At 36.4% G+C, this 13,634-nt stretch carries 13 protein-coding genes, 1 tRNA gene and 2 pseudogenes; 5 read left to right on the top strand and 11 right to left on the bottom strand.

Annotation, left to right across the window (positions count from 1 at the left end):
- The first annotated feature begins 167 nt into the window (after window positions 1-167).
- Window positions 168-240, top strand: a tRNA-Val gene (locus AC1Q51_RS12590).
- A 496-nt stretch (window positions 241-736) separates the two neighbouring features.
- Here the strand turns inward: AC1Q51_RS12590 and AC1Q51_RS12595 are convergent.
- The 11 genes and pseudogenes from AC1Q51_RS12595 to AC1Q51_RS12645 form a co-directional block, all read right to left on the bottom strand.
- Window positions 737-925 (bottom strand): hypothetical protein, encoded by a 189-nt coding sequence (locus tag AC1Q51_RS12595; protein ID WP_000516409.1) that lies wholly within the window; start codon window positions 923-925, stop codon window positions 737-739.
- Window positions 926-975: 50 nt separating this feature from the next.
- Window positions 976-1,224: a DUF4176 domain-containing protein gene (locus AC1Q51_RS12600; protein WP_097997098.1), complete on the bottom strand. Its 249-nt coding sequence runs from the start codon at window positions 1,222-1,224 to the stop codon at window positions 976-978.
- Between the two features lie 2 nt (window positions 1,225-1,226).
- Window positions 1,227-1,415: a hypothetical protein gene (locus tag AC1Q51_RS12605; RefSeq protein ID WP_000589990.1), complete on the bottom strand. Its 189-nt coding sequence runs from the start codon at window positions 1,413-1,415 to the stop codon at window positions 1,227-1,229.
- Window positions 1,416-1,419: 4 nt separating this feature from the next.
- Window positions 1,420-2,307 (bottom strand): WXG100 family type VII secretion target, encoded by an 888-nt coding sequence (locus AC1Q51_RS12610; protein ID WP_000502309.1) that lies wholly within the window; start codon window positions 2,305-2,307, stop codon window positions 1,420-1,422.
- A 139-nt stretch (window positions 2,308-2,446) separates the two neighbouring features.
- Complete coding sequence (locus AC1Q51_RS12615) at window positions 2,447-2,692, bottom strand: hypothetical protein (protein ID WP_423114384.1); 246 nt, start codon at window positions 2,690-2,692, stop codon at window positions 2,447-2,449.
- 71 nt (window positions 2,693-2,763) lie between these two features.
- Window positions 2,764-2,910 (bottom strand): WXG100 family type VII secretion target, encoded by a 147-nt coding sequence (locus AC1Q51_RS12620; protein WP_080546092.1) that lies wholly within the window; start codon window positions 2,908-2,910, stop codon window positions 2,764-2,766.
- A gap of 87 nt (window positions 2,911-2,997) precedes the next feature.
- A pseudogene (locus AC1Q51_RS12625) lies at window positions 2,998-3,246 on the bottom strand (hypothetical protein).
- A 16-nt stretch (window positions 3,247-3,262) separates the two neighbouring features.
- Window positions 3,263-3,626 (bottom strand): annotated as a pseudogene (locus tag AC1Q51_RS12630) (hypothetical protein).
- A 130-nt stretch (window positions 3,627-3,756) separates the two neighbouring features.
- Window positions 3,757-3,939 carry a DUF3976 domain-containing protein gene (locus tag AC1Q51_RS12635; RefSeq protein WP_001178303.1) on the bottom strand — a complete coding sequence of 61 codons (183 nt, stop codon included), beginning with the start codon at window positions 3,937-3,939 and terminating at the stop codon, window positions 3,757-3,759.
- Window positions 3,940-3,967: 28 nt separating this feature from the next.
- On the bottom strand, window positions 3,968-4,345 hold the full coding sequence (locus tag AC1Q51_RS12640; protein ID WP_001109901.1) for a hypothetical protein: 378 nt from the start codon (window positions 4,343-4,345) through the stop codon (window positions 3,968-3,970).
- Window positions 4,346-4,347: 2 nt separating this feature from the next.
- On the bottom strand, window positions 4,348-4,557 hold the full coding sequence (locus AC1Q51_RS12645; RefSeq protein WP_000428506.1) for a helix-turn-helix transcriptional regulator: 210 nt from the start codon (window positions 4,555-4,557) through the stop codon (window positions 4,348-4,350).
- A gap of 823 nt (window positions 4,558-5,380) precedes the next feature.
- Here AC1Q51_RS12645 and odhA point away from each other — a divergent pair.
- The 4 genes from odhA (at window position 5,381) to AC1Q51_RS12665 (ending at window position 13,629) form a co-directional block, all read left to right on the top strand.
- On the top strand, window positions 5,381-8,248 hold the full coding sequence (gene odhA, locus AC1Q51_RS12650) for a 2-oxoglutarate dehydrogenase E1 component (RefSeq protein ID WP_090975847.1): 2,868 nt from the start codon (window positions 5,381-5,383) through the stop codon (window positions 8,246-8,248).
- A 132-nt stretch (window positions 8,249-8,380) separates the two neighbouring features.
- Window positions 8,381-9,640 (top strand): 2-oxoglutarate dehydrogenase complex dihydrolipoyllysine-residue succinyltransferase, encoded by a 1,260-nt coding sequence (odhB, locus tag AC1Q51_RS12655; protein WP_000569893.1) that lies wholly within the window; start codon window positions 8,381-8,383, stop codon window positions 9,638-9,640.
- A 123-nt stretch (window positions 9,641-9,763) separates the two neighbouring features.
- On the top strand, window positions 9,764-11,683 hold the full coding sequence (locus AC1Q51_RS12660) for a putative thiazole-containing bacteriocin maturation protein (protein WP_089170637.1): 1,920 nt from the start codon (window positions 9,764-9,766) through the stop codon (window positions 11,681-11,683).
- Entirely contained in the window at window positions 11,680-13,629 is a 1,950-nt protein-coding gene (locus tag AC1Q51_RS12665; RefSeq protein ID WP_492331541.1) for a TOMM precursor leader peptide-binding protein, read from the top strand. The genes AC1Q51_RS12660 and AC1Q51_RS12665 overlap by 4 nt, the downstream gene beginning before the upstream one ends.
- The last annotated feature ends 5 nt before the right edge of the window (window positions 13,630-13,634 follow it).

Consider the following 13,634-nt stretch of genomic DNA (forward strand, 5'->3'; position numbering starts at 1 on the left):
TATACAAATTGGAATGATAACATTCAGAAAATTACATCTTTACACTATTAAAGTTTGTTGCTATTATAGGAATACATCAAATGTTACAATATTCAATAAATTATACAAATCCTCCAATTACACGAATGAAATGAAAACACATTGCTGATGGTAACATTTATAGTTGGGATCCCGTAGCTCAGCAGGGAGAGCGCCACCTTGACAGGGTGGAGGTCGTGAGTTCGAGCCTCTCCGGGGTCATAAAACCTAATAGTATCAAGGCTTGAGAGAGTATTCTCAAAAGCTAAAACTGTGGAGGTCTCCATCAGACACCACAAGTTAAAAGAGGACTACTTCTAATCAGCAAACCAGCTGACTCAGGGGTAGTCCTCTTTTGGTTTCCATAAAACGGAGAAAGGAATGAAAAGAAAATGCTACTTAAGTTTGCTATGAAGGATTTCAAGGAGGAAAAAGAGTTCGCTAATCTGTCCCCCTCGTACAATTGTAGTTAGCATACGAGCTGGAAAAATCTCTGAAACTCTTAGTTTTAATCTAGACGAATTAACTGAGGAGGTAAACAACGATACGTTTAATAGATAATACCTGCCGAGCCGACTCGAACATCCTAATTTAATGATACCCTAATTAGTACTTCTATACAAAAATAAAGCAAGGATTTCTCCCTGCTTCTGTTAATTTCTTTTATTGAGAAGATTAGCCACCAATATTCTTATCTGCCATTCTATACAATTTATATCTATTTTGCCCTCTTCTTTTTTCGATTTCTAAATATAATCTCTAACGCTACTACTGTGATGAATCCAACAGTTAGTTGTATGCTTGTAAATAGCAACTTATCATTTAGCGGAATATCAGGTGCACTCCACAGCAGCACTGGAGGAACAAGTATGCCAATGATTACAATAGCTCTCATTATCTTTCCCATTTTGTTTCCCCTATCGTATTTTTAAAATCTATATGTATTTTCCAACTAACCTATAATTCTACTAATTTCTCACGTAGAATCAATTCACTCTCAGTCATATACCCTCTATGCATTTCCTCTACAATCTTATCGTGATTAAAACATAATACTTTTTCATCCCCAAGATAGCCAACTGGGTAAGGAACACCTACGTAATCAAAATCACGTTTATCTGCTGATACAACCATTCTTCCAATAATCATTAAAATTTGTTCTATATCTTCTAGCTTAACTACTGTTCCGATTGGTAAAAGTTTCATAGTTATTCTCCTTTTCTTTTCTTTTTAATGATGTAGTCTATTAAAGTAAGTCCACCTAACCCGATTGCACCATAAACAAGCATGCCGAATGTATGTACCATCTTTTCTTTTAATGAAAATGGAGCTATTAGCCCTGCAATGATTACAATTACAATTGCTATCATCATTACGATTCTCGCAATTTTTATCATCATACTACTCCTTTGTATTCTTCTCAAATTTAGCAAAAAAACCTCCGCCATGAGCTTTACCAAAGTATGCACCCATCTCTTGACCGAGGTGTATTTTAGCCCCTCCAGTACCAAACCCATATTCTAAACGAACTGTTAAATCATGATCCTTAAAAAATGGGATAAAGTCTGGAATATCAATTTTTTCAAATAAAACTTCATATTTCTGTGCTGTAACTTCCGCTCCTAACTGAAAAGTATACTCATCTATTCCAACAACAGCAGATGCATCTGCAAACTTTTGTGTAACTGTTGCTTTTTCTGCAAAACCGCTATTTATTTCTTTTTCTATTGAGTCCTCAAAAAGAGAAGCACCAACTTTAAACCCTACTAACCCCCCTCCTGCAACATCACTAATAAATGTCTTTTCATCCATTGGAACACTGGTCTCTAAGGAGCCATTTCCCCCTTTAAAAGTAAGCTTTGTTCCTTTCGAAATCTCATATTCACCTTTTATCAATGAACCTTCTGCTTTCATTCCCACTCGATTTCCTTCTGCTAATTTAAAATCACCTGTTAAAGTTTCGTAATCCCCTTTAAAAGGTTTCCCAGTTAAAATACTGGAAGCCAACGCAATAGCAACATCCATGTTATCTACTTGTTCAAATTTATTAGCAGAATCAAGAAGAAACTTCTCAAGTGGCTCCAATATGATTATAAATTGTGCCATCTTAAAGGATGAATCACGGAAATCCGTATTAAATTTCATATAGGTTGAGCCCAACCAATTACTAGAAATCATATCAATATCTCGTTTTAGTCGCTCCTGTGTTGCAGTTGCATTCGTGATAGTTGATCTAATAGTCCCTGCCACTTTTCGCAACTGTTCAGGAGTAACTTTTATATCCCCCATAGCCATTCCCCTTTTAAATATTTATATAGAATATTTTACCACAATAGAGTTTTTGCAACTATGAATATTTTATATAATCTTAAAAATCAGAAGTCTTTTTTCTCCTCAGGGTTATCCTTATGGCACTTGAAATTATAACTTATGCATTTGTGCTAACTCTGTAATATAACCTACTTTTTTGTATCTTTTTAATGATAATTTCTGCCTGTCCAAATGTTCTTTGATTTATTTCTTCTCTTATTTGCTTCAATGTTTCTCTCGTTCCATCTGGTCCTCTCACATCTATCACGACAGTCTGATGTGAACCTTCGGGCAAATATTTCAATCTATCTTCAAACTGTTTTACTACAATGTTTATTAATGAAAGTCTACCACTAGATTTCATTAATAAACATTGTAGTTTTTAACTTCTATTAAAACATTAAACATTTTTGGTTTTACTTCGTTAAATCTCTGTTAAAATTGTTCTCTACTCGCTCCATTCCATTGTATAGCGATATTCTTAATTTGATTGTATAAGTCATTATGTAAGTATTCTAAGAAGTGCCTGATGTTATTTACTGTCTTTGCAGTCTGTTCTAACCGTTCAGGCGTTACTTTTATCTATACCATTCCTTCTTTACATATTGATTTATATGTTTCTTCATTATAAATAGCAAAATAAAAACCAGCAACTTTAAGGTTGCTGGCTTAGCTCTTATTCATATTCGAAAAAACAATAACAACTGCTCCAAACAAATAATGCCCTACTACCATCCACATACTCCAATCAAAAATCATAAGCAATAACCAAAGTGATATATTCATAGCAGCAAATAATAAATATAAAATCTCTCTTTTGTATCGCTCCTCTATTCATCAAAATGTAAACAGCACCGATAGGAGGAAAAAGACAAATATTTTTCTTAACACCCACGGATACGAAATTACTGTCTGCATATGAATCTCCTTTTCATCATAATACTTGCTTCAACATCGGCCTCACTACCCTATATTTATCACTATAAGCTTCCTTTATGATTAAAGGCGGGTAATCACTTTTTTCTTCCTCAATCATTGTGAATACTTCTGTTTTCTCTTGTAATGTATTAGATTCTTTATTTTTAGTAGGTTTTTTACTTGTTTTAATTTTCTTTGTTACTTCGCCAAGTTTTTGCCCAACTTCTTCTACTTTGGCAGGTTCATTCGTAACATAGTATTCTTGTTCGTCCCATACTAATATAGGTGGCACTTGTTCTCGTTTGTTACATATTATAATAAGCAGTACTAGCTACAAGTAGTAGACAAGTTAATAAATAGAAGATAGTTTTTTTATTCATATACTACACTCCTTATCTATCATTTCATTGGATTATATAATATAAGTTATTTATAGTAAATGGATTTAGTGGTAATTTTTAGGTTTAACAATAAAAAAACCTTACCGCAGTAAGGTTCCGTTTTTACATTCTATAGTGACCGACTTATTAAAACAATCATTACAATAATCGCAATAAACATAACAACTAAACAGCCGATCATTTTATAAAAGCCTCTTTTCGTTAACGTCCCGCCTTGAACGTCTTTACGAATAAATAAGAATACTGCTAAAAATAATACAAGCCCAATGCCAAAAGCATACATCATTTGCATATGTTAATCTTCCTCTCTCTCTTCCATCTTAATATCTTTTTGCCAAAACAACAAATGAGATAAAAACGGTACTCATCGTAAGTGCCATAAGTATATTCAATAATTCAGTAGCAGATAGTGTAAGTATTTTTAAGTTTAAGCCGATAGAGAAAAGAAGATAATATGCTGTTAATGCAAAAAAGGTTACAAACATTCCTTTATAACGAATAAGTTTCATTCGCTCGTCTTTTTCTTTAAATTGCGGGTGCAAGTAGCTTAGACAGAAACTCATAATCATCATCCCAAGCAATGGATACGTTATAGCTGGCGGTGCAGAATGCGTCATTATACCTGTTAATATCATAAATCCACTCATAAATAGAAAAATAATCCCCATAATTACAAAGTACTTTTGTGAATAATTCATCCCTATTCCCCCTCTTCTTTTCCTTCATAAATAAATACATGTTCTATCGTTGTCTGAAATGTTTTCGCTATTTCAAATGCTAGCGGAAGTGATGGATCGTATTTCCCCTTTTCAATTGAAATGATGGTTTGTCTGGAAACTCCAAGTTTCTCAGCCAACTTTTCTTGAGATAGTCCAAATTTTTTTCGGTATTCGACCATTTTATTTTCCAAGGAAATTTCTCCCTCCTTCCATATATCGAGTATATATGTAAAGTAAACTTTACGTCAAGGTTCCTTTACATTTATTCCAATCATTTTTCACTCTATTTATATAGAAGAAACTTGTTCGATTTGAGCACGTCTATTTTGTAATAAAACATGGAACACTGTATGTAATCGTTACTATATTTCCTCCTCACCTTTTTTAAAATTTAATATCTTCATATTTGTTTTATCCTTTTAAAATATTTCATTCTCTTCTTTATTAGATGAAATGTGTTATTGGTTTTACGGTGTTTTTTGGCATATTTATAGAAACTAACGGGTTATGAACCATTTTTTATGTTTAGCAACTTTTTTTGTAGAAATCCTTCATTTTCCTTTCGATATTTAACACTATCGAAATAAAGTTTACGATAAATTCATAATTTTTTATTTTTTATACTATATTCCGTTATATTGTTGTATAATATCTATGAAAGCGCTTATTATTTCAATATACATAATTCAAACTAAATTTCATCAAAACATTCTAACTATTATACCTATATTTAAATGCAACAATTATAGCTATTAGTATAGGCATACCAAATATATCCACCCCATTTTTCTGTAAAATTACTTTATAAAGTGAAAGATTAACTTGGGTGATAAGTTATTGTGAATGTTTTTTTACAAAACAGATAAGTAATAGTGTTTGGTATTATGTAAATTATTGTAATAACATAAGAGTAAAGAAAACATTTACATTGATTATTGATTCATTACTTATTGAAAAAGAGCAAAATGCACCTTTGTATGGAAAAGGATTATATGCATTGGGAGGTTTAAACAAATGACGAGGAAGAATACAACGACAAACCCTTGGGCCAAGTTCCACGGTCCGAACCTTGGTTATGTTATTGAGCAGTATGATCTTTACGTAACTGGAGCAGGTTCTGTTGATCCGGAATTACAAGAGCTTTTTGAAATTTTTGGAGCTCCTTCGTTTCAAGATGATGTCGTAACAGGGGACAACACAGCAACACATTTTTCTCCTCAAAACACAGGTAACATTGAAAAAATTCTTAAAGTCGTTCAACTTGTTGAGCAAATTCGTTCTTTCGGGCACACGTTGGCTCACATTAACCCGATGGAAGATGCTGCAAATGGACAATCACTTCTTGAGAAAGCAATGAGTGAACTGAGCGATGCTGACTTGAAAGCGATTCCAGCGAAAACAGTATGGCAAGATGCACCAGAAGGTATTCACACTGCACTTGATGTGATTCATAGATTAAAAGACGTTTATACAAAATCTTTAGCTTATGAATTTTCTCATATACAAGATAGTGAAGAACGCGCGTGGTTGCATCAAATGGTGGAATCAAATTCATTGCGTCAACCACTATCAAATAAAAAACGAACTGCTCTTTTAAAACGTTTAACAGCTGTTGAAGGTTTCGAGCAATTCTTGCATAAAACATTCGTTGGGCAAAAACGTTTCTCTATCGAGGGCGTTGATATGCTTGTACCTGTTTTAGATGAAATTGTTCTAGAAGGTGCTAAGAACGGCGTAGAGGATGTCATGATTGGTATGGCTCACCGCGGTCGTCTAAGCGTACTTGCTCACGTATTAGAAAAACCATATAGTCACATGTTTGCTGAGTTCAAACATGCAAAAATAGAAGGCGCAGTAGCCAATTCTGGCTGGACTGGCGACGTAAAATACCACCTAGGTAGAGAACAAGTCGTTAGTAACGAAGAAGTTAGCACTCGCGTGACATTAGCAAATAACCCGAGTCATCTTGAGTTCGTGAATCCTGTAGTAGAAGGTTTCGCACGTGCTGCTCAAGAGAATCGTAAAAAATCTGGTCTTCCAGATCAAGATACTTCAAAATCATTCGTAATTTTAGTTCATGGTGATGCTGCATTCCCTGGTCAAGGTATTGTATCTGAGACACTCAACTTAAGCAGATTGAACGCGTATCAAACAGGCGGAACGATTCATGTTATCGCAAACAATGCAGTTGGTTTTACGACTGATAGTTATGATTCTCGTTCTACGAAATATTCAAGTGACCTTGCAAAAGGTTTCGATATTCCTATTGTTCACGTGAACGCTGATGATCCGGAAGCTTGTCTTGCTGCTGCTAACCTTGCGATTCAATATCGCATGTTGTTCAAAAAAGACTTCTTAATCGATTTAATCGGTTACCGCCGCTACGGTCATAACGAAATGGATGACCCAGCAGTTACGCAACCACAAGTGTACAAAAAAATTAAAAATCACCCAACTGTAAGAGCAATTTATGCAGATCAATTACAAGCTGCTGATGTTCTAAATGCAGATGAAGTTGAAACAATTACGCAGTTTATACAAGAGCAATTAAAATCCGACTATGCACAAGTACCACCAGCTGATACGGGTGATGCAACAATTCACGTTAAAGTGCCAGATGTTGTTGCAAAAGGTATTCAACCAATCGATACTGGTGTTGAGATTGACTCACTTCGTGCAATTAATGAAGGTCTACTATCTTGGCCAGAAGGATTTAACGTATATCCAAAAGTGAAGAAAATTCTTGAGCGCCGTAAAGATGCTCTTGAAGAGAACGGTAAAATTGAATGGGCACTTGCTGAGTCGTTAGCATTCGCTTCTATTTTACAAGAAGGTACGCCAATTCGTTTAACTGGTCAAGATTCACAGCGTGGTACATTCGCACACCGTCATATCGTATTACACGATACTGATACAAACGAAACATATTCACCATTACACCGTTTACCAAACATTAATGCTTCGTTCTCTGTTCATAACAGTCCGTTATCAGAGGCTGCTGTTGTTGGTTACGAATATGGTTATAACGTATTCGCTCCAGAAACTCTTGTTATGTGGGAAGCGCAATATGGTGACTTCTCAAATACTGCGCAAGCATTATTTGATCAATATGTTTCAGCTGGAAGAGCAAAATGGGGTCAAAAATCTGGTTTAGTTCTTCTATTACCACACGGTTATGAAGGTCAAGGACCAGAGCACTCTAGTGCACGTCCAGAGCGTTTCTTACAGTTAGCTGCTGAGAATAACTGGACAGTTGCAAACTTAACGAGCGCGGCACAATACTTCCATATCCTGCGTCGTCAAGCATCTATCTTAGGAACAGAAGCTGTTCGACCATTAGTACTGATGACGCCGAAGAGTTTATTACGTCACCCACTTACGCTTTCAACTGCTAGTCAGTTAAGCGAAGGACGATTCCAACCTGCTTTAGAACAAGAAAACCTTGGTATGAAACCAAATAAAGTAAAACGTCTTGTTTTAAGTACAGGTAAAATGGCGATTGACTTAGCAGCAGAAATCGAGTCTGGTAAACATGAGTACAACTTAGACGAAGTTCATGTCGTTCGTATTGAGCAATTGTACCCATTCCCTGCTGAGAAAGTTCAATCTATTATTAAACGCTTTAAAAACTTAGAAGAAATCATTTGGGTTCAAGAAGAACCTCGTAATATGGGCGCATGGCATTACATGGCTCCAATTCTGTTCGAACTTGCTGGAGATAAAGTGAAAACAGGTTACATTGGACGTCCTGATCGCTCTAGTCCATCTGGAGGCGATCCATTCGCTCACAAAGCTGAGCAAGAACTAATTGTTGCACATGCTTTAGATGTGAAGTATAACTTCCGTCAAGATAAACAAGAAATTGAAGTTTACAGCAACTAAAAAGTAACAATGAAGGTTTCTAGCTTGATCTTGGGCAGATATTCTGCCCAAGGCCCGGCTAACAAATGGAGATTACCGAAGACAAAAGAAGAAAAAACACACCGTTAGGCAAATAAGGGGAGGACATTTAAAATGATCGAAATTAAAGTACCTGAGCTTGCAGAATCTATTACCGAAGGAACTATTTCACAATGGCTTATCAACGTAGGCGACAAAGTTGAGAAAGGTGGCAGCGTTGTTGAGCTTGAAACTGATAAAGTCAATGTAGAAATCATTGCAGAAGATTCAGGTATTGTATCGAAGTTACTAGGCGAACCTGGGGATACAGTTGAAGTTGGCGCAACTATCGCAATTTTAGATGCTAATGGAGCACCAGTTGCAGTAAGTACACCTGCTCCAGCTGCTGAGCAACCAAAACAAGAAACAGCTGAAGCACCGAAAGCTGCAGCTCCAAATGCTGAACAAACTACGGGTCTACAAGGCTTACCAAATACGAACCGTCCTATCGCATCACCAGCTGCTAGAAAAATGGCTCGTGAATTAGGAATCGACTTAAACGACGTACGTAGCACAGATCCACTTGGACGCGTGAGACCACATGATGTACAAGCTCATGCTGCAGCACCAAAAGAAGCACCAGCTGCTCCAAAGAGCCCAGCTCCTGCTCCAGTTGCAAAAACTGAATTCGAAAAACCAGTTGAGCGCGTGAAAATGTCCCGCCGCCGTCAAACAATTGCAAAACGTCTTGTAGAAGTTCAACAAACATCTGCAATGTTAACAACATTTAACGAAGTTGATATGAGCGCGATCATGGAATTACGTAAAGAACGCAAAGATGCTTTCGAGAAAAAACATGATGTACGTCTTGGCTTCATGTCATTCTTCACAAAAGCAGTTGTTGCAGCATTAAAACAATTCCCATTATTAAATGCTGAAATTCAAGGTGACGAGCTTATCATCAAAAAATTCTATGATATCGGTATTGCAGTAGCAGCTCCAGATGGATTAGTTGTTCCAGTTGTACGTGATGCTAACCAATTAAACTTCGCTGAAATCGAAAGCGAAATTCGTAATTTAGGTATGAAAGCACGCGATAACAAACTTTCATTAAAAGAACTACAAGGTGGTACATTTACAATTACAAACGGTGGTGTATTCGGTTCTCTAATGTCAACACCAATCCTAAATAGCCCTCAAGTTGGTATTTTAGGAATGCATAAAATCCAAGTACGCCCAGTTGCAATTGATAACGAGCGTATGGAAAACCGCCCAATGATGTACATTGCTTTATCTTACGATCACCGTATTGTTGATGGTAAAGAAGCAGTTAGCTTCCTTGTTGCTGTTAAAGATATGCTTGAAGATCCAAAGTCATTATTATTAGAAGGTTGATAGATTAAAATCTATTAAAGGCTGTAGAATGAATCATTCTACAGCCTTTTTTTATTGTGTTCATACGGGACAAATTTCATGACATAAAGTAATAATGTATGCCTAAACGTAAGGAGGATTAAAATGAATAACCTTCCAATTCATGCAAAACTTAAAGTAAATAAGGACACTTTCTTCCTCCCCGATTCAAACGGGGGTGTCTATTTTCGAAATAACGCCAGTTCATTTCGCATGGACGGTGATGGAATTTATGACTGGATTGAAAAATTAATGCCCATGTTTAACGGTAATTATTCTTTAGCAGAAATAACTGATGGACTCCCTCTCCCCTATCAAAATCGTGTATTTGAAATTGGAGAGGTTTTATATGAAAATGGTTTCGTTCGTGATGCAAATCAAGATGCACCTCATGAATTAAACAGTACATTACTCGACAGATATGCTTCACAAATTGAATTTTTAGAAGCTGATTCTCATTCAGGTGCTTTAAAATTCGAAACGTACCGCGGGGCAAATGTACTTGTACTTGGTTCTGGGGATATGCTTACTTCTTTAGTTTCTTCTTTATTAGAATCTGGTTTACCTACATTTCATTACCTCGTTACAGATCGGGATGAAACAAACTATGACAGAATACATGAGCTAATAGAACGTGCATATGAAGTTGATAACAGTGTACTCCTTCAAGAAATCGATACTACAATTGACCGTCCCTTGCATGAAGTGTTCGAACCTTTTGATTGGATTTTATATGTTTCCCAAAATGGAGACATTGATGGTTTACAAACAGTTCACACTATTTGTAGAGAAACGAAAAAGAATTTCATACCAGCTATTTGTTTATCTACACTCGGTATAGCTGGGCCTGTCGTAACGGAAAATCGTGATGAATGCTGGGAATCCGCATGGCATCGACTACATGAAACGAATTTACAAAATGAAAATTCATCTGATTCCTTCTCACCAATTACATCTGCAATGTTAACAAATGTAATCGTTTTTGAATTATTTAAGCATGTCGCAGATGATTCACATCGGGAAAAAGAAGCACAATTCTTTTTATTAAACTATGAAACACTTGAAGGAACGTGGCATTCTTTTATAAAACATCCTCTTGCAACTGATGAAAGTTTTACAATTGATACGATAGAAAATCTTTCTGAAAAACTTGAGCATCGGTCGAACCAACATACTTCAACTGATGTATTCCGATTTTTTGACTCATTAACTTCTAAAGAAGCCGGTATATTCCATGTATGGGATGAACAAGATTCATATCAATTACCGTTATCACAGTGCTATATTCAAGTAGCCACTCCACTATCAGATGGCCCAGCTCACCTTCTGCCTCTTATGACTTGCAGTGGATTGACTCATAATGAAGCACGCCGAGAAGCCGGTTTAACAGGAATTGAAACATATGTAGCAGAAATCATTCACCGCCTTATTCCTGAACATAACGATATCGGTATCGGTGCTGGAGAAACGATGACAGAAGGATTTTACCGGGCACTACAGCAACATTTAAACAATAAATTGTATGAGCGGCAGTCACATATGCTAGAAGAACTTACAACGATTGATTTAACTGATATTCACGATAAACATTGTAGATTTTATTACGAAGCTCTCTCTACAATTCATGAAACACCTAAAATCGCAATGAGTGAAGAGATTCTCAGTTTTCCAGCCGTTTGGGTTGGTATAAATGATAGATGGTACGGTGCATCTAATATTAATATGACGTTAGCGTTACGAAACGCACTACAACTATCACTCTTTCACGTTCAAAATGAAGAAATTCCTTACAGAGCTAATATTTTGTATGACTCATCTATTATTTTATATGACACTGATTCTTTTAGGGTGGAAATACAAGCGGAAGAAGAAATTCCAAGCGTACAATCTTTGCAACTCGCCTTACAACATTTAGAAGAACATAATTTTTATCCATTCGTATTTGATTTAGCGATTGAACCATTTTTGAAAGAAAACTTAGACGGTGTGTACGGAGTATTAATTGCAAAGGAGGACGGTTTATGATTCAAAATATATTGCTTATAGGAGATGGCCTACTTGCAGACTATGTACATGATCAATTATGCGAACAATATTCCATCATTCGTCAACATACCCTTACAGAAGAACTCCCTGAAAATATTCATCTCGCTCTCGTATTACATGACGGATCTCCTTCTACTATTCATCATGATGCCGAACTTATTTTTCGCTCAAATCATATTCCGTGGCTTCGTGGTTTCACTTCATTTGGAGAAGGTATTATCGGTCCTTACATTCATCCTCTTACGCCCGGATGTTCCCATTGTTCTGATGGACGCCGTTTTATCGCTGGCTTTGATCAAAAAGAAATGTGGGAACTACAGCGGAAATATGCCTTTAAAGCCGAAAATGGAACGAGGCGTGATGTACGTGCCACCCAAAATGGAATGTTACAAATGTGCCATCTTATTTGCGCAGAAATAGAAAAAATATTAACTCATAACCATTCTTCTTTAGAAAATGAACTTATTTTACTAAACTTACAAACATTACAATGTACGCGGCATTCTTTTCTTCCAGATCCTCTCTGTCCTGTATGTAGCAATTTACCTGATGATACTGCGGATGCGGCGGAAGTTTCTTTACAACCGAGTTTAAAAGTAAGCACCGAAACGTATCGCTGCCGTTCCATTCATGAATTAAACACATTTTTAACGAAAGACTATTTAGATTATCGGATCGGTATGTTGAACGGCAAAATGCAGCATTCTTTATTGCCATTTGCTGACGTCATTATAAACATGCCATTAATGTTTGGAAATGAAGGTGTTGCAGGCCGAACTCATTCATTTGCAGTGAGTGAAGCAACTGCTATTTTAGAAGGTTTAGAACGATATTGCGGTATGTCGCCTCGCGGGAAAAAGACAAATGTGCATGGTAGTTTTCATGATTTAGAGGAACATGCACTAAATCCCCTCACACTCGGTGTACATACAAATGAACATTACAATCGTGATAATTTTCCATTTAAGCCGTTTGATCCTGATTATGAGCAAAACTGGGTATGGGGATATTCTTTATCACAAAACAGACCGCTTTTAGTTCCTGAATCAATTGCTTATTATAGCCTCGGTCATCGAGATGCTTTCGTGTATGAAACATCAAATGGATGTGCAATTGGCGGTAGTTTAGAAGAAGCGATTTTTCACGGCATTTTAGAAATTGTAGAGCGTGATGCCTTCTTACTCACTTGGTATGCCGAATTACCTCTTCCCCGCCTTGATCTGAGTTCAGCAAATGATACAGAATTACAATTAATGATTCAGCGGTTACGTACGATTACCGGATATGAATTACACGCTTTTAATGCGACGATGGAACACGGCATCCCGAGCTTATGGGTAATTGCAAAAAATACACGTAAAAATGGAATGAACGTTGTTTGTGCGGGAGGCGCTCATTTAGATCCTATTCGAGCTTTAAAAAGTGCCATTCAAGAAATAGCAGGCATGTTACTTATAACAGACGATGAGCTCGAGCACAAAAGAGAATACTATGAAAAATGCTTACAAGATCCTTATTTCGTTAATAAAATGGAAGACCATAGTATGCTGTATGGATTGAAAGAAACGGAAGAACGTCTTCACTTCCTTTTACGAGAAGATGCACCGGTGCAAACGTTCCAAGAAATGAATGTATCACAATCATTTGATATGGATTTAACTTCCGATCTCCACCAACTTTTAAATCGTTTGCATCAATCTAATCTTGAAATAATCGTTGTAGATCAAACCGTTCCCCTTATAGAAAAGAACGGACTACACTGTGTAAAAGTCATTATTCCAGGCATGTTACCGATGACATTCGGCCATCACCTTACTCGTGTTACAGGATTAGATAGAGTCTATACCGTACCGATGACACTTGGATATAGCACTGAACCGTTAACAAATGAACAATTAAATCCAAATCCGCACCCGTTTCCATAGTAAAG

This window comes from Bacillus sp. MT94, assembly GCF_058792475.1.